At 56.3% G+C, this 16,958-nt stretch carries 17 protein-coding genes; 10 read left to right on the top strand and 7 right to left on the bottom strand.

Annotated elements, in window-relative coordinates; all coding sequences use genetic code 11:
* Nucleotides 1–15: 15 nt before the first annotated feature.
* Both AFK65_RS12375 and AFK65_RS12380 read right to left on the bottom strand, forming a co-directional pair.
* The gene (locus AFK65_RS12375) at nt 16–1,503 is read right to left on the bottom strand and encodes a hypothetical protein (protein WP_038856847.1); all 1,488 of its coding nucleotides are present in this window, start codon (nt 1,501–1,503) and stop codon (nt 16–18) included.
* 212 nt (nt 1,504–1,715) lie between these two features.
* Nucleotides 1,716–2,531, bottom strand: a complete 816-nt coding sequence (locus tag AFK65_RS12380) for a flagellin N-terminal helical domain-containing protein (protein ID WP_053531645.1) — start codon at nt 2,529–2,531, stop codon at nt 1,716–1,718.
* 435 nt (nt 2,532–2,966) lie between these two features.
* On the opposite strand from AFK65_RS12380, the gene fliD reads away from it, so the two are divergent.
* The 3 genes from fliD to fliT are packed head-to-tail and all read left to right on the top strand — an operon-like array spanning nt 2,967 to nt 5,179.
* On the top strand, nt 2,967–4,397 hold the full coding sequence (fliD, locus tag AFK65_RS12385; RefSeq protein WP_007699220.1) for a flagellar filament capping protein FliD: 1,431 nt from the start codon (nt 2,967–2,969) through the stop codon (nt 4,395–4,397).
* A gap of 9 nt (nt 4,398–4,406) precedes the next feature.
* Entirely contained in the window at nt 4,407–4,817 is a 411-nt protein-coding gene (gene fliS, locus AFK65_RS12390) for a flagellar export chaperone FliS (protein ID WP_038856846.1), read from the top strand.
* Entirely contained in the window at nt 4,817–5,179 is a 363-nt protein-coding gene (gene fliT, locus AFK65_RS12395; protein WP_007699229.1) for a flagella biosynthesis regulatory protein FliT, read from the top strand. The genes fliS and fliT overlap by 1 nt, the downstream gene beginning before the upstream one ends.
* 752 nt (nt 5,180–5,931) lie before the next feature.
* Here the strand turns inward: fliT and yedD are convergent.
* Nucleotides 5,932–6,345, bottom strand: a complete 414-nt coding sequence (gene yedD, locus AFK65_RS12400; protein ID WP_007699232.1) for a lipoprotein YedD — start codon at nt 6,343–6,345, stop codon at nt 5,932–5,934.
* 203 nt (nt 6,346–6,548) lie between these two features.
* Here yedD and yedE point away from each other — a divergent pair, with 203 nt between their 5' ends.
* From yedE to AFK65_RS12415, 3 genes are all read left to right on the top strand, one after another.
* Nucleotides 6,549–7,766 (top strand): selenium metabolism membrane protein YedE/FdhT, encoded by a 1,218-nt coding sequence (gene yedE / locus AFK65_RS12405; RefSeq protein WP_038856844.1) that lies wholly within the window; start codon nt 6,549–6,551, stop codon nt 7,764–7,766.
* Nucleotides 7,763–7,996: a sulfurtransferase-like selenium metabolism protein YedF gene (yedF, locus tag AFK65_RS12410; protein ID WP_004386794.1), complete on the top strand. Its 234-nt coding sequence runs from the start codon at nt 7,763–7,765 to the stop codon at nt 7,994–7,996. Before yedE ends, yedF begins: the two co-directional genes overlap by 4 nt.
* Nucleotides 7,997–8,074: 78 nt before the next feature.
* Nucleotides 8,075–8,758 (top strand): SOS response-associated peptidase, encoded by a 684-nt coding sequence (locus AFK65_RS12415; protein WP_007699241.1) that lies wholly within the window; start codon nt 8,075–8,077, stop codon nt 8,756–8,758.
* Nucleotides 8,759–8,950: 192 nt separating this feature from the next.
* Here AFK65_RS12415 and AFK65_RS12420 read toward each other — a convergent pair whose 3' ends face one another.
* From AFK65_RS12420 to fliE, 4 genes are all read right to left on the bottom strand, one after another.
* The gene (locus AFK65_RS12420; RefSeq protein ID WP_007699243.1) at nt 8,951–9,556 is read right to left on the bottom strand and encodes a class I SAM-dependent methyltransferase; all 606 of its coding nucleotides are present in this window, start codon (nt 9,554–9,556) and stop codon (nt 8,951–8,953) included.
* Nucleotides 9,557–9,683: 127 nt separating this feature from the next.
* Nucleotides 9,684–9,971, bottom strand: coding sequence for a hypothetical protein (locus AFK65_RS12425; protein ID WP_032804726.1), 288 nt, complete (start codon nt 9,969–9,971; stop codon nt 9,684–9,686).
* Nucleotides 9,968–10,918: a hypothetical protein gene (locus AFK65_RS12430; protein ID WP_007699245.1), complete on the bottom strand. Its 951-nt coding sequence runs from the start codon at nt 10,916–10,918 to the stop codon at nt 9,968–9,970. Before AFK65_RS12430 ends, AFK65_RS12425 begins: the two co-directional genes overlap by 4 nt.
* A gap of 687 nt (nt 10,919–11,605) precedes the next feature.
* Nucleotides 11,606–11,917 carry a flagellar hook-basal body complex protein FliE gene (gene fliE, locus AFK65_RS12435; protein ID WP_007699247.1) on the bottom strand — a complete coding sequence of 104 codons (312 nt, stop codon included), beginning with the start codon at nt 11,915–11,917 and terminating at the stop codon, nt 11,606–11,608.
* A gap of 230 nt (nt 11,918–12,147) precedes the next feature.
* Between fliE and fliF the strand changes: the two genes are divergently transcribed.
* The 4 genes from fliF to fliI are packed head-to-tail and all read left to right on the top strand — an operon-like array spanning nt 12,148 to nt 16,946.
* Nucleotides 12,148–13,860 (top strand): flagellar basal-body MS-ring/collar protein FliF, encoded by a 1,713-nt coding sequence (fliF, locus tag AFK65_RS12440; RefSeq protein WP_038856843.1) that lies wholly within the window; start codon nt 12,148–12,150, stop codon nt 13,858–13,860.
* Nucleotides 13,857–14,879, top strand: coding sequence for a flagellar motor switch protein FliG (fliG, locus tag AFK65_RS12445; RefSeq protein WP_038856841.1), 1,023 nt, complete (start codon nt 13,857–13,859; stop codon nt 14,877–14,879). The genes fliF and fliG overlap by 4 nt, the downstream gene beginning before the upstream one ends.
* Nucleotides 14,872–15,576, top strand: a complete 705-nt coding sequence (fliH, locus tag AFK65_RS12450) for a flagellar assembly protein FliH (protein ID WP_007699257.1) — start codon at nt 14,872–14,874, stop codon at nt 15,574–15,576. Before fliG ends, fliH begins: the two co-directional genes overlap by 8 nt.
* Entirely contained in the window at nt 15,576–16,946 is a 1,371-nt protein-coding gene (gene fliI / locus AFK65_RS12455) for a flagellar protein export ATPase FliI (protein ID WP_038856839.1), read from the top strand. The genes fliH and fliI overlap by 1 nt, the downstream gene beginning before the upstream one ends.
* Nucleotides 16,947–16,958: the final 12 nt, after the last annotated feature.

Genomic DNA, 16,958 nt, shown 5'->3' on the forward strand with positions numbered 1-16,958 from the left:
TATAAAGTCCAGAGCTTACGCGGCGAGGTATTTCGCCATCAGGCTGGTTTTGTAATCGTTATAGGTGCCCGCCCCCTCTTTGGAAGTGGTCACTACCCAGCTGAAGGCCTCCGCCGTGTGGTTAATACTGATAAGACGCGCGGCCTCTTCGCGGCGGATCTGCATCTGCTCCACCGCAGGCAGCGTGTCGAGCGCAAAGGAGAGCGCCACCTGATCGAGGAACCACTCATTGTTTTCCGCCGCCAGATTGCGGTCGATAAAGCGGGCCACGATATCCAGATAGCGGAAATTCGTCTCTGTCGGCCGGGCATAGATAAAGCCGCCCAGCACGCGCTCCCAGAGCGGCGCGCCGTCGCTGCAGGTGAGGATAAGATCGGCGTCGTCAAGACGCGTATGCACATCGGCCCAGGGTTTGCGCACCAGGCAGTCGGCGTCGAGCAGCATCACCGGCGCGTCGAACTGCTCCAGCGCGTAACGCAGGAAGACAAAGCGGCGCGAGGCGAAATGCACGTTAATGCCGCGCACCGGCGCGATAACTTCACTACTGAGAGACAGGTTCAGGCCAGGAAACGCCGCCTGAAGCTCGCGCACGCGGGCTTCGCAGCGCGCGTCACAGTTATAGATGTGCAGATGCACATCCAGCGCCGTACCGTTCGTCTCATAGACCGAGGCCAGCAGCGCCTGGGCGTGGTCGAAGAAATATTTCGGATCGCAGGAGACCAGCACGGTGGTATTACCGGTCGCCGCTTTCGGGATGTGCCAGGTATAACGGCTGTAATCCGGCAGCGGCAGCGGTTCGGTCAGCGGGCGAAAATCGATAAAGGAATCCGGGCAGCCGCCGAGCTTATAAATGCCGCAGACAATCATCAGCAGCACCAGCGACTCTTCCTCTATTAAGGAAGAATCACTGGTGAGCGCCTGAATCACCACCTGCGCCTGGTTGTAATCTTCTTCCATCAGGCAGATAAGCAGCAGGATTTTCAGAACCGGCGCGCTGTTGCTGAGGTTTGACAGGTGGTTGGAGATTAAAAAGACCGCGCCGTCGATTTCGCCCACGCGAAACAGCAGCTGAATGGCGACCACCACAAAATTGACCGAATCGTCACGCTGAAGCGCTTCGACGACATGCGCCGTCACCTGCTCGCGGAAACCCTCCACGGCGGCAATCTGATGGCCCTGTTTTTTACTGTCGAAAGCCTGGTTGGCAAGCGTCGCGGCGCACAGCAGATGTTTAATCGCCAGCGCTTTTTCTTCATCAAGATCGGGTGGGGTTGGCGCCGCCATAATGGCAGGCGCCATCGTCGCGTAATCGGTGCTCCAGAAGTGCAGCACTTCCGCCACCAGGTGGGACGGCATCACATCCGCTTCAGGGAGATAAATATTGCGGGTGAAGATATCACGGTAGTACTGATGCATTGCACGACACTGGGCAAACTGATTCATCGGTTTTAACTCATCATTAATTGCAACGCGCGACGGCGTTTTGCCAGTCAACCCGGCCATATCTGTCGCAACCTGGAGGTGATCACCCTTCGCGGCACGCAAAGAGGAAGCTTTCCTGAAAGGGTAACATCGGGCGCGCGGGCATAATGGAGGGAAAAACCCTGCGAATAGCGGCTTATTTTGGAGATTGCATTTAAGGAGAGGGCCGATAACGGAGAGGCAAAAAAAAAGGTTGCTGTTTCCAGCAACCTTTTTGAAAGCTTGAGCGTCTATTAACGCAGCAGGGACAGCATGGACTGCGGAACCTGGTTTGCCTGAGACAGTACAGAAGTACCAGCCTGTTGCAGGATCTGAGCGCGAGACATGTTAGAAACTTCGGTCGCGTAGTCAGCGTCCTGGATACGGGACTGTGCCGCAGACAGGTTGTTGATGGTAGATTCAAAACGGTTCTGAATCGCACCCATGTTAGAACGAGCGGTATCGATCTTAGCGATAGCAGCATCAGCAGCAGAAATCACAGCCTGAGCGGTGGAGTTGTCTGCGATAGAGGTGCTCAGGCTAGCGTCCAGAGTACCAGAAGTCGCGTTGATCAGGGCGTTGCTGTCGATGGAGATGGTATCGTTAGAAGAAGTACCAGCGCCAACCTGAATTTTCAGAGCGGTGCTTACAGAACCGTCCAGCAGTTTTTTGCCGTTGAAGTTAGCGCCACCAGCGATACGGTCGATTTCAGACAGACGCTGAGTGATTTCCGTGTTGATGGAAGTCAGGTCGGTAGAACCGTTGGTGTCGTTCGCAGCCTGAACAGCCAGCTCACGGATACGCTGTAAGTTGGTGTTGATTTCGTTCAGGTTACCTTCAGCGGTCTGAACCAGGGAGATGCCGTCGTTAGCGTTACGAGCAGCCTGGGTCATACCTTTAACCTGAGAGGTCATACTGTTAGCAATCGCCTGGCCAGCAGCGTCGTCTTTCGCGCTGTTGATACGCAGACCAGAGGACAGACGCTCGATAGCAGTGCCCAGAGCAGACTGAGATTTGTTCAGGTTGGTCTGAGTGGTCAGGGACAAAAGGTTAGTATTGATAACTGACATAATTTAATTCCTTCAAAAATTGGGTTTAGGTTCGGTGCCTAACACTCACGGCGTCTCTCACCGTCAACAAGGTTATCGACGCTTCTTAAAAAGACTTTAGAAACAAACTCAAAAAATTTACATGCCCTTGTTTATTAAGGATTTATTTTATTTAATGTCTTTTTATAAGTCTCGGAACTAAGATTTTTCTTATGTATTGTATAAATAAATTCTGGCTGCGTTTTCCCTTTTATTCATGCGCCATTAATCTTTTTTGCAGACTTTTTTGCAGGCATATAAAGAAGGGGAAGATTTCGCTTAAGGGGCGCTATCGGCTCAATAGCCTGCGTCTGTATCATCTATTCCAGGGATTATTTTTTTGCCGCTGAGAGTAAACTTTTGCTTTGCGTCGCCGATAAGAGACTGAAACGACCATCGACTTCAAGGAAATCACGCATGGCTACAATCAGTAATCTCGGGGTAGGCTCGAATCTTGGGCTTGCCGATCTGTATGACAAGCTGGAAGCGGCAGAACAAACCAAACTGACGGTTATCACTACACAGCAGAGTGCTTATAACACGCAGCTGAGCGCGTACAGCAAGCTGCAAAGCTCGCTGCAGAGCCTGCAAACGGCGACGGCCGCGCTCGGTAAAACCGCGACCTGGAACTCGACGTCCGTCAGCAGCACCAACACCGCGTTTGCGGCGACCACCACCAGTGATGCGATGACCGGTGACTACACCGTTAACGTGAAACAGATGGCGAAAGCCCAGGTGCTGACCTCCGGCTCTATCGCCAGCAGCACCACGCAGCTGGGCGCCACGACGGGCACCACGCGTACCGTCACCATCAGCCAGCCGGGCACCGCAAAACCGCTGACCGTTTCTCTGGCTGATGGCGATACCTCGCTGAACGGCATTGCGAAAGCTATCAACAAAGCGGGCGGTAATGTCTCTGCGAGCGTGATTAAAGCGTCTGACGGCGATTTCCGCCTGATGCTGACCTCCAAAACCACCGGCACCACCAATGACATGACCGTCACGGTCACCGGCGACGATACCCTGCAGGGCATTATCGGCTTCGACTCCAGCACCAAAACCGGCGCGCTCTCCATCCAGACGGCCTCGCAGAACGCCAAAGTGGTGGTGAACGATATCGAGATCGAGCGTTCCACTAACGTTATTTCTGACGCGCTGCCGGGCACCACCCTGACGCTGAAAGCGCAGAGTACCGCTAACGAAACGCTGTCTGTGACCCGCGCGACCGACGCCAACAAAAAGGCCGTGACCGATTGGGTTACCGCGTACAACTCGCTGCAGTCCACCATCGCGTCTGTGACCAAATACGTTAAAGTCGATAAGGGCGACAGCCAGTCTTCCAGCAACGGCGCGCTGATTGGCGACAGCAACGTGCGCTCTATCCAGTCTCAGCTGCGCAGCACGCTGACTAAAGTGCAGAGCGGCAGCATCGCTATTATGGCGCAGCTCGGCATTACGCAGGACCCGGTTCTGGCCGCCGATGGCGCCGCCGGCGTACTGAAAGTTGACGATGCGAAACTGACGAAAGCGCTGACAGAAAACCCGGACGCCGTTCAGGCGTACTTCGTGGGTGACGGTAAAGCGACCGGTATGGCTACGCAGATGAATAACACCCTGACCTCTATGCTGAGCACCACGACCGGCAAAGAAGGTGTGATTCAGAACGCGAAAGACAGTATTAACGACACGCTGAAATCGCTGGATAAGCGCTATACCGCGATGGAAGCTTCTATTGAGGCCACCATGGCGCGTTATAAGTCGCAGTTTAGCAACCTGGACTCCCTGGTGAATAAACTGAACAGTACTTCAACGTACCTGACCAAACAGTTCTCCTCTTCAAGCAGTTAAGGAACGGATATGTACAATAGCTCTGGTGTTCAGGCCTACCAGCAGGTGGGCCTGGAAAGTGCGGTAATGAGCGCAAGTCCACACCAGCTGGTCGTAATGTTGTTTGACGGGGCACTCAGTGCCCTTGTCCGTGCGCGCCTGTTTATCGAGCAGGGCGACACGCAGGCGAAAGGTCAGGCGCTGACCAAAGCCATCAACATTATTGATAACGGACTTAAGGCCGGCCTGAATATGGATATTGGCGGTGATTTACCCCAAAACCTGGCCTCGCTTTATGAATATATGGTGCGACGTTTACTGCACGCGAACCTGCGTAACGATGTTGATGCCATCACTGAAGTCGAAACCCTGATGACCAATATCGCTGACGCCTGGAAGCAGATTGGTCCCGGCACCACTCTCGCGCAGGAAACGTTCTGATGAATGATTTCATCTCATCCCTAAACAACTGGCAGGCGCTTTATGCGCTTAGTAATACCATGCTCAGCCTGGCGAATTCAGGACAGTGGGATGAGCTGATTGAACAGGAAGTAAAATACGTTACCCTCGTCGAGGCGATTGCCCGTAACCCGATCGAACCGGACAACAGCGTGTTTCATGAGAAGGCGCGCGAGCTGCTGACGAAGGTGCTGGCCAACGAAGCCGAGCTGAAAGTTAAACTGCAGGCGCGCATGGAAGATCTGCGCGTTCTGATAGAGCAGAACGGCAATCAGAAATCGCTGGTGACGGCCTACGGTAATCTTTCCGGCAACGTGTTGATGCCAAACGATCTGAATCAATAGTTTCCTGTCATTCAGGGCCGCGGCGTTAAAACCGCGGCCCTGCGCTTTTCTCCCGTCCGGGAATATCACTATTTCAGAATGATGTGTGAAGCGGGTGTTTGGCCGAATGGTGGGTGCGCTTCGCTTACCCACCCTACAAAAGACACTCCGGCCCGTAGGACGGGTAAGCATAAGCGCACCCGCCATTCATAAATCCAGACCCCACCCTACCGTAGGGCGGGTAAGCGTAAGCGCACCCGCCATTCATAAATCCAGATCCAACCCTACCGTAGGGCGGGTAAGCGTAAGCGCACCCGCCATTCATAAATCCAGACGCCACCCTGCCGTAGGGCGGGTAAGCGTAAGCGCACCCGCCGCCAGATTTTAACTCTCACCTTTATACAGAGTGCAGGATAAAAGGATATATACAGGGCGGGAGAATATGTTCCGTTCGCCTGAACCTCACCTTTATAGGGACGCTTTTCTCACGCGAACGTGCAAAGGGGGCTCGCCGCCGCCCCCTTTGCAATCCCGGCTCCCGGCGGAAATCGGCCCTCAGGGGCCGATTTTTTTTAGCCGGAGCAAAACCATCCACTCTGGCGTCCGCTTTATGGGCGGGCGAAAAAACGGTGGGTGCGCTTACGCTTACCCACCCTACAAAACACACTCCGGCCCTCAAGGCGGGTAAGCGTAAGCGCACCCGCCGTCAGGCGCCAATAAAAAAGCCCGGCACGCAGATACGCGCCAGGCTCACTTTCACTGCCAACGCACGGTTACGGCAGCGGCGTCTCCAGCGGATTTTTGGCGAGGAAATCCGCGCACTCGGTGGTCGGACGGTTGACGCGCTCAAGCGTCATCCCGGCGTACTCCAGCGTGTCGCCCTCGCGCGAAAGCTCATAAACCTCAAGCTTATTAGTCACGTTATAGAGCGCATCGCCGCGCCGCATCAGCTTGCCGGGCAGCGCAATCACCCGCTGCCACTGACGGCAGTCAAGCGTATCGCCGTCAGCCGTCACCACCAGGCTTGCGATCGCCTCCGGGCTCACCAGCTCGCTCTGCGGCCCTTTCGACTGCCAGTACCCCGCAATCCCCGCCGGCGGCGGCGTTTTCACCACGTCGTTATAATTCTCCACCTGAACGCATCCGCTCAGCCCCAGCATCATCAATCCCAGTGCGATTTTTTTCATCGTTTGTCCTGCCCGTGAAGAAAAAAAGATTGTGGCATTAAAGCGTTAACGCTTCCACCCCAACGCGGCGGCGCGGGAATTGATCCAGATTCACTTTTGCCGATTTTTTGCTGTGCGAAAGGCGCGAGCGGCGTAATATGCGGGCTTCTTTTGGCGCCCTCGCGGCGCCTTTTAGTTCCGTCTGAGTTCAGAGGCTAAAATTCATGTCATGGCACGACTTTAAACAGCAATACCTCATTCGTTTCTGGGCCCCCCTGCCCGCCGTAATCGCCGCAGGCATCCTCTCCACTTACTATTTCGGGATAACCGGCACCTTCTGGGCCGTCACCGGCGAATTCACCCGCTGGGGCGGACAGCTTTTACAGCTCTTCGGCGTTCACGCCGAAACCTGGGGCTACTACAAGCTGATTCATCTCGAAGGCACCCCGCTGACCCGCATCGACGGGATGATGATCATCGGGATGTTTGGCGGCTGCTTCGCGGCGGCGCTGTGGGCCAACAATGTGAAGCTCCGTATGCCGCAGCACCGCATCCGCATTATTCAGGCGGTCGCGGGCGGCATTATCGCGGGCTTCGGCGCGCGTCTGGCGATGGGCTGCAACCTGGCGGCGTTCTTTACCGGCATTCCGCAATTCTCGCTGCACGCCTGGTTTTTCGCGCTGGCGACGGCTATCGGCTCGTGGTTCGGCGCACGTTTTACCCTGCTGCCGCTGTTTCGTATTCCGGTGAAAATGCAGAAAGTGAGCGCCGCCGCGCCGCTGACGCAAAAGCCGGACCAAGCGAAGCGCCGTTTTCGCATCGGGATGCTCGTGTTCGCAGGCATGATCGGCTGGGCGCTCCTCACCGCCATGAACGCGCCGAAGCTGGGTCTGGCGATGCTGTTCGGCGTCGGTTTCGGCCTGCTTATCGAACGCGCGCAGATCTGCTTTACCTCCGCGTTTCGCGATATGTGGATAACCGGCCGCACCCATATGGCCAAAGCGATTATTTTCGGCATGGCGGCGAGCGCCATCGGCATCTTCAGCTATGTGCAACTGGGCGCTACGCCGAAAATCATGTGGGCCGGCCCGAATGCGGTGCTCGGCGGCCTCTTATTCGGCTTCGGTATTGTGCTGGCGGGCGGCTGTGAAACCGGCTGGATGTATCGCGCCGTGGAAGGCCAGGTGCACTACTGGTGGGTGGGGCTTGGCAACGTGATTGGCTCCACCGTGCTGGCGTATTTCTGGGACGACCTTGCGCCGTCGCTTGCCACCAGTTGGGACAAAATCAACCTGCTGAATACGTTCGGCCCGCTCGGCGGCCTGCTGGTGACGTATCTGTTGCTGTTCGCCGCGCTGATGCTGGTCATCGCCCAGGAGAAACGCTTTTTCCGCCGTCAAAAACCCGCCGCCACCGTTGCCGCCATTAAGGAGGGCGCATGAACGCCATTACCCCTGATTATCGCCTGGATATGTCCGGCGAGCCCTGCCCTTACCCGGCTGTCGCTACGCTCGAAGCGCTGCCGCAGCTGAAAAAAGGCGAGATCCTGGAAGTGATCAGCGACTGCCCGCAGTCGATCAACAACATTCCGCTGGATGCCCGCAACCACGGCTATACGGTGCTGGATATCCAGCAGGATGGCCCGACTATCCGTTATCTCATCCAGAAATAACCCTCAGCGCCCTCCCACCGGGAGGGCGCGCGGTTCCTGCCCTATACTTCGGTAAAAGCCTGTTAACCGGAGCCTGCTATGTGCGGCAGATTTGCCCAGACCTTAAGCCGTGAAGAATACCTTGCGGCGCTTGATGAAACGACGGAGCGCGACATCGCTTTCGACCCGGAGCCGCTGGCGCGCTTTAACGTCGCGCCCGGCACCAGCGTGCTGCTGCTGAACCAGCGCGACGACATATTGCATCTCGACCCGGTCCACTGGGGCTATGCGCCGCCGTGGTGGCATAAAACGCCGCTGATTAATGCGCGAGTGGAAACCGCCGCCACCAGCCGGATGTTTAAGCCGCTGTGGCAGCACGGGCGCGCTATCGTCTTTGCCGACGGGTGGTATGAGTGGAAACGCGATGGCGATAAAAAGCAGCCTTATTTCATTCACCGCGCCGATGGTCAGCCGCTGTTTTTCGCCGCCATCGGCAAAGCGCCGTTTGAGGATGGCGACGATCGCGAAGGGTTTGTGATTGTCACCGCGGCGGCGGACAAAGGGCTTATCGACATCCACGACCGCCGCCCGGTGGCGCTAACGGCAGAAGCCGCGCTCGCCTGGCTGAGCCCGGAGACCTCAGACAAGCGCGCCGAAACGCTCGCGCACGACGGCGCTCTCGGCCCGGACGCATTTATCTGGCACCCGGTGGATCGCGCGGTAGGGAATATCAGAAACCAGAGCCCGGATCTGCTCACTCCCGTTGATAACCCGATCGTGTGACGCTGTTATTAGATAATCCGTGGTATTACAGGCATGATGTTAAGGAAGAACTTAATCAGAGAACGGGTAACATGCGCAAGACAACGATTATTTTAGTGGTAGTGGCCGCCGTGGTCTGGGGCGCCGATTATATGGGCTGGCTGTAACGCCAGATAATATGGCCCGTCGCGACGGGCCGCGGCGTCAATAAGCTCAGCGCGCCACCGCCAGCCAGACGGTGCGCCCCCCGCTTGCCGCGTCATTCGGGCGAAACGTGAGAACGTCAAACCCGTGCGCGTTCAGCAAGTGCGTATATTCTTGCGGCGACAAACTCGCGTGATATAAAGGCTCACCTAAAAACTCCCCCACTGCTTCGCCATTTTCCGGCCCGCTGTTGAAAAGTAATTTTGCGCCCGGCTTCGCGTGCTGCTGAAAAACAGCAAACATGGCGCGCTGATCCTCACGGGTAAGATGAAAAAAACTGTCCCAGGCTATCAGCGCATCAAAACGCGCGTTAAGCGACAGCGTTCGCATATCGCCGGTTAACCAGCGCTGGCGCGGCAGTCGCTCCCGACAAAGCGCAATCAGCGCAGGCGTTACGTCAACGCCGGTGATATTAAACCCTTTGCTGTCGATGTACGCGCCAATCGGGCTCCCCGATCCGCAGCCGATATCAAGCACATGCCCGCCCGCCTCGACCCCTTCCAGCACGGCATCAAGCCACGGCTGCTCAACAAATCGCGCCTGTCTTATCTCATCCCATTGCAGGCCATGCTGACGGTAAAAATGCGCGACGGTCTGTGAGGAGGGATGGCTCATGTGGGGTATCCTGGATGAAATTGAAAGAGAGAGTATACGCGCCGTGGCGAGCGCCAGAAGCCGCGAATTCCAGGTAATCTGAAATGTACTGAGTTTTTCCCGGATAATGCAGGATCCTCTCAATAAATTATCCCTTATGTTTTCCTGTCGGGTAGCAAATCTTATCATCCCTGTGTGTTCTGTAGCCTTTAAATGCGCCGCCATTAGCATCGACATAATAGTTGATCGGAGAGGAGAAAAACGCGCCTTCCCAATCCAGGCCTGAGGAAGGAGCAACATTGGTGCTAACTTCCCAATATGTCCCTCCGTCCATAACAATAACCCTGGCCTGACAAAATTTTTCATCCCATCCGTTTTCTATTAATTTAACCGCGTTATCTCTGGCTATTCTTATTGCCTCTTTTTCTGTGATCATTTTTGCATACCATAGTAAACATTATACATGACCCCTCCGACAACCACCGGACCCAGAAGTATACCAGATGTCTCATGCCATAATGCGGCATAAGTAATTTGATAATGATTGGTTAAAGGGAACTTAAGACTTTCTATAATATATCTTGAAGACACGCCATTAGCGCGAAGTTTTGCTATCGTTTCCGCTAATGCTTCTTCGAGATATCTCAGCAAGTAAGACTTCGTATAAGCGCTGTGGCGCATAAATGTCCTGAACTCACGGAGGAAAAAGAATTTCGCAGCAATGAACTGATGAACCCGTTCATGATATATTGCCTCCAGAACATGGTGAGCAGCTTCTTTTGAGGACTTTTGTGTTCTGTCATACATTCTCCCAATGGTTATGTCTCCACCCGGAGAAGTACTACCCAATCCTGCCGGCAGCCTGTCAGTAAATCTGGTTTTCGGACGATACCGCCAGCCTCCGTCAGGATTCACTGGCAGATGCATACGTGCCGAAACCGTCTTGCCATAACGTGGCATAATCGTACCTTTATGAGGGGTTTTAAAGGTATCAGCTGGTTTTTTCTTTAGTAAAATAGCCAGAACGGTATTTACACCGATCAACGCTATAGCATCTGCCAGATCTTGTGCCGCCTCATCAAGCTCGGCTTCATTGTGAGCATTGTTTGTCTTTAGAGCAAAATCATACAATTTTTTTCCAGCCTCCACCGCTACACCACCTAGCGCAACCCACCCCACCATTAAAAGAATAACATCAGCAATTTCACCAATACCGAAGAAATGCGCGCCTGCCCAGATAACCACAATTCCAGCCATCGTTGCCAGAGCTTCTGTCGTGATTACAGCAAGAAGGTGTTGCCCCACATCAGCAGGCAGCAGTACTGCGGCTTTTCTGATTACAACGTCAAGTCTTGACGATAAGTTAAGGCGCATGACTTCCATTTCATATCCTCCATGAAATACCTTTATAAAAATGCACTATATAAGCACGAAAGCATCAAAAACTTTAAATTACTGGAATACAAAATACCAGCACTTTTCATAATTATAAATTTATGCATTAAAAAACAATAAAGCCGAAATATTCACTCCACAAAGGACTCGGCAGATATAAAAACCACCATGAATATATAATTAACCCATCAATTTTAGAATGAATAATTTGCCTCAACCCATTTCGCCAACAAATACCAGATTGTAACACGGTGAATAACGTACCTTTATTCCCGTAATTCGGTCTTAAATAAGATAATCGAGGAAATATGCCTGCTTGCGCGCCTGCTGTCTGATTTCACTTTAAGGGGGGAATCCGTATGCAGGAATAGCGTTATTGAAAACAGCCAGACATGGGGCCGTTGCACTAATGCAAAAGAATTTTTGAGGGTAACAGGTTTCTGAGTCAACCCGACGCGCATATCACTCGGCAACAGGATGCCCCGCTGCCGCATCCCGTACACTTCAACCCCCTGCCAGTAAGATTCGCCCACACCGCCAACCCGCTTGCAGCCCCTGGCCCATAAAACAAAAAAAGCAGGCAGCCATGAACGGACAGAGATTCTCCGTCAGTTCATCGCCACCTGCTCATTAAAGCGTGTCTGATAGATTTCTATCAACGCGTTTAGCGGGTCACTACACCTGCATATTCATAATATCCTGGTACGCCGCGACCAGCTTGTTGCGCACCTGGATGCCCATCTGCAGCGAGATGGAGGATTTTTGCATGTCCACCATCACATCGTTCAGCGCCACGCCCGGCGTGCCGATTGCGAATTTTTCCGCCTGAGTGCGGGCGGCGTTTTGCGTATCGCTGATACGTCCAAGCGCGGCCTGTAACTCTCCGGCGAAACTCACGGAGGGCGGAGTCTCAACAGCATTATTGCGCGCCACCTGCATGGTGGCCTGCATCTGCTGGAGTACCCCTTCAATACCCTGAATAGCCATCTTTTACCCCTGGATGATTTTTCAACGGGGTGCAGAGTAACACTTTGTCAATGGGATAAAGGCTCTAAATAACGATAAAAAACCAACCTATTTGACCCATAGAAAATCGCGCGAAAGCCAATAATGACCCTCGCCATCCAAGTGGAACTTTAGTCGTGCTTGCCGACCCGGGAGTCCGTTTTGCTTCATAACACGCATTATTCTGTCAACGCTGAGTCAAGAGGGGCGCAATGACTGCCGCAGCTTCAACTCAAACGCCACAAAATAAACCCGTAGAGTGGCTCAACCGCTTACGCGCAAACCCGAAGATCCCCTTAATGGTGGCCGGGGCCGCCGCGGTTGCTATCATTGTGGCTCTGGTGCTCTGGGCAAAACAGCCGGAGTACCGCGTGCTTTACAGCAATCTGAGCGATCAGGACGGCGGCGCTATCGTCACCCAACTGACTCAGATGAATATTCCTTACAACTTCGCGGACAACGGCGCCTCTATCATGGTGCCTGCCGAGAAGGTGTACGATCTGCGTCTGCGTCTCGCCCAGCAGGGGCTGCCGAAAGGCGGCGCCGTAGGCTTTGAGCTGATGGATCAGGAAAAATTCGGCATCAGCCAGTTCAGCGAGCAGGTTAACTACCAGCGCGCGCTGGAAGGCGAACTGGCGCGCACCATCGAGACCTTAGGTCCGGTGAAGACGGCGCGCGTTCACCTCGCCATGCCGAAACCTTCCTTATTCGTTCGCGAGCAGAAATCGCCTTCCGCGTCGGTCACCCTGAGCCTGCAGCCGGGCCGCACGCTCGATGACGGCCAGGTCGCCGCCGTCGTGCATATGGTGTCCAGCGCGGTCGCGGGCCTGCCGCCGGGCAACGTCACGCTGGTGGATCAGGCAGGTCACCTGCTGACCCAGTCCGGCACGGGCGCCCGCGATCTTAACGACGCGCAGCTGAAATACGCGTCCGACGTTGAAGGCCGCATCCAGCGCCGTATCGAATCTATCCTCGCGCCTATCGTCGGCACCGGCAACGTGCATGCCCAGGTTACCGCGCAGATCGATTTCTCTAATAAAGAACAGACCGAAGAGCAGTACCGTCCGAACAGCGACCCGTCGCAGATGGCCGTCCGCTCTCGTCAGCTGAACACCAACGACCAGGTGGGCGGCGCCAATCCGGGCGGCGTACCGGGCGCGCTCTCTAACCAGCCTGCGCCGGCGAACAGCGCACCAATTGACGCGCCTGCCGGGCAGAACAACGCCCAGAACGCCAACGGTCAGAATGCCAATGGTCAGAACGGCCAGCGTACGCAGAGCACGACCACCGCTGGCGCCAGCACCGGCCCGCACAGCAGCCAGCGTGACGAAACCACGAACTACGAAGTGGATCGCACCATTCGCCACACCAAAATGAACGTGGGCGACGTGCAGCGTCTCTCCGTGGCGGTGGTCGTGAACTACCGTCAGCTCGGCAACGGCAAGCCGCTCGCGCTGACCGCCGATCAGCTGAAACAGATTGAAGACCTGACCCGCGAAGCGATGGGCTACTCCGACAAGCGCGGCGATACCCTGAACGTGGTTAACTCGCAGTTTACCGCGAGCGATGAAGCCGGTGGCGAACTGCCGTTCTGGCAGCAGCAAGCCTTCATCGATCAGCTCCTGTCCGCAGGCCGCTGGCTGGTGGTGCTGATTGTCGCCTGGCTGCTGTGGCGTAAAGCGGTCCGTCCGCAGCTGCAGCGCCGCGCTGAAGAAGTTAAGCGCGTCCAGGAAGTGCAACAGCAGCGTAAAGAAGTCGAAGAGTCCGTGGAAGTTCGCCTGAGCAAAGACGAACAGACGCAGCAGCGCCGCGCTAACCAGCGCCTGAGCGCGGAAGTGATGAGCCAGCGTATCCGCGAAATGTCAGATAACGATCCGCGCGTGGTCGCGCTGGTCATCCGCCAGTGGATGAGTAACGAGCTATGAGTAACGCTAATTCCAACGCTAATCCGAATGGGCTGTCCGGTACCGATAAAAGCGCCATTCTGCTGATGACCATCGGCGAAGACCGCGCGGCGGAGGTGTTCAAGCACCTCTCGCCTCGCGAGGTGCAGCACCTCAGCGCCGCGATGGCGAGCGTGCGTCAGATCTCTAACAAACAGCTCACGGACGTGCTGGCGGAGTTTGAACAGGAAGCGGAACAGTTCGCGGCGCTGAGCATCAACACCAACGACTACCTGCGTTCGGTGCTGGTCAAAGCGCTGGGCGAAGAACGCGCCTCCAGCCTGCTCGAAGATATTCTCGATTCCAAAGAGACCACTTCGGGTATGGAAACGCTCAACTTTATGGAGCCGCAGAGCGCCGCCGACCTTATTCGCGACGAACACCCGCAGATCATCGCCACCATTCTTGTGCACCTCAAACGCGCTCAGGCGGCGGATATCCTGGCGCTGTTCGACGAGCGTCTGCGTCACGACGTGATGCTGCGTATCGCCACCTTCGGCGGCGTCCAGCCGGCGGCGCTGGCGGAACTGACCGAAGTGCTGAACAACCTGCTCGACGGCCAGAACCTCAAGCGCAGCAAAATGGGCGGCGTGAGAACGGCGGCGGAAATTATCAACCTGATGAAAACCCAGCAGGAAGAAGCCGTTATTACGGCGGTTCGCGAGTTCGACGGCGATCTGGCGCAGAAAATCATCGACGAAATGTTCCTGTTCGAAAACCTGGTGGAAGTCGACGACCGCTCCATTCAGCGCCTGCTGCAGGAAGTGGAGTCCGAATCTCTGCTTATCGCCCTCAAAGGCGCCGAGCAGCCGCTGCGCGAGAAATTCCTGCGCAACATGTCGCAGCGTGCGGCCGATATCCTGCGCGACGACCTGGCCAACCGCGGTCCGGTGCGTCTGTCTCAGGTGGAAAACGAACAGAAAGCTATCCTGCTCATCGTCCGTCGTCTGGCGGAAACCGGCGAGATGGTAATTGGCAGCGGCGAGGATACCTATGTCTAATAAGCTTCCCTGGCAGCGCTGGATGCCCGATGACCTCGCCCCGCCTGTAATGCCGGAATTTATGGCATTCGAGGAGACGGTCAGCGGCGAAAGCGAAGAAGTCGACGAAGAGCAGTTACGCCTGCAGCAACAGCAGCAGGCGCTGGTGATGATGCAAACCCAGGCGCATGAGCAAGGCTATAACGCCGGGCTCGCCGAAGGGCGTCAGCAGGGCTTCGAGCAGGGCCGCCAGGAAGGCCATTCCAAAGGATTTGAACAGGGGCTCGCCGAAGCGCGCGCCCAGCAGGGGCCGATTCACGCGCGTATGCAGCAGCTGGTCAGCGAATTCCAGTACACCCTGGACGCGCTCGACAGCGTGATCGCCTCGCGCCTGATGCAGATGGCGCTGGAAGCCGCGCGCCAGGTGATCGGCCACGTTCAGGTGGATAACAACCACCTGATCAAGCAAATCCAGACGCTGCTGCAGCAGGAGCCGCTGTTCAGCGGCAAACCGCAGCTGCGTGTGCACCCGGACGATTTACAGCGTATCGAAGAGATGCTCGGCGCGACCTTAAGCCTGCACGGCTGGCGCCTGCGCGGCGACCCGACGCTGCATCCGGGCGGCTGCAAAGTCTCCGCCGATGAAGGCGATCTGGATGCGAGCGTGGCGACGCGCTGGCAGGAACTGTGCCGCCTGGCCGCACCAGGAGTCGTGTAATGACCGCCCGTCTGACTCGCTGGCTCAATACGCTCGATAATTTCGAGGCCAAAATGGCGCAACTGCCGTCGGTGCGCCGCTATGGCCGCCTGACCCGCGCCACCGGTCTGGTGCTGGAGGCGACCGGGCTGCAACTGCCGCTCGGCGCGACCTGCATTATCGAACGTCAGGAAGGCGCGCAGCTTCAGGAAGTGGAAAGCGAAGTGGTCGGCTTTAACGGCCAGAAACTGTTTTTGATGCCGCTCGAAGAAGTCGAAGGCATTCTGCCGGGCGCGCGCGTCTATGCCCGCGCGGGTCTGGGCGAAGGGTTACAGAGCAGCAAACAGCTGCCGCTCGGCCCGCAACTGCTCGGCCGCGTGCTGGACGGCGCGGGCAAACCGCTCGACGGTCTGCCCTCCCCTGACACCGAAACCACCGGGGCGCTGGTCACGCCGCCGTTTAACCCGCTGCAACGTACCGCGATTGAAGATGTGCTGGATGTGGGCGTGCGCCCGATCAACGCCCTGCTCACCGTCGGTCGCGGCCAGCGTATGGGCCTGTTCGCGGGCTCCGGCGTCGGTAAATCGGTGCTGCTCGGCATGATGGCGCGCTACACCCAGGCGGATGTCATCGTCGTGGGCCTTATCGGCGAGCGTGGCCGTGAAGTTAAAGACTTTATCGAGAACATCCTTGGCGCCGAAGGGCGCGCGCGCTCGGTGGTGATCGCCGCCCCGGCGGATGTTTCTCCTTTATTACGTATGCAGGGCGCCGCGTACGCCACCCGCATCGCAGAAGATTTCCGCGACCGCGGTCAGCACGTCCTGCTGATCATGGATTCGCTGACCCGTTACGCGATGGCGCAGCGTGAAATCGCGCTGGCCATCGGCGAGCCGCCGGCGACCAAAGGCTATCCGCCTTCTGTCTTCGCCAAACTGCCTGCGCTGGTGGAACGCGCCGGCAACGGCATCACCGGCGGCGGGTCGATTACCGCGTTTTATACCGTACTGACCGAAGGCGACGACCAGCAGGACCCGATCGCCGACTCCGCCCGCGCCATTCTCGACGGCCACATTGTGCTGTCGCGCCGCCTCGCGGAAGCCGGTCACTATCCGGCGATTGATATCGAAGCGTCCATCAGCCGCGTGATGACGGCCATCATCAGCGAAGAGCATTACGCGCGCGTACGGACCTTCAAACAGCTGCTCTCAAGCTTCCAGCGCAACCGCGATCTGGTGAGCGTCGGGGCTTATGCCAAAGGCAGCGATCCGATGCTGGATCGCGCCATTACGCTGTGGCCGCAACTGGAAGCGTTTCTGCAGCAGGGTATTTACGAACGTTCCGGTGTAGAAGATGCGTTGCAGGCACTGGAGCTTATCTTCCCGTCAGTATGATGAGGTATGAGG

This window comes from Cronobacter universalis NCTC 9529 (genome assembly GCF_001277175.1).
In the GTDB taxonomy this organism is placed as follows: domain Bacteria; phylum Pseudomonadota; class Gammaproteobacteria; order Enterobacterales; family Enterobacteriaceae; genus Cronobacter; species Cronobacter universalis.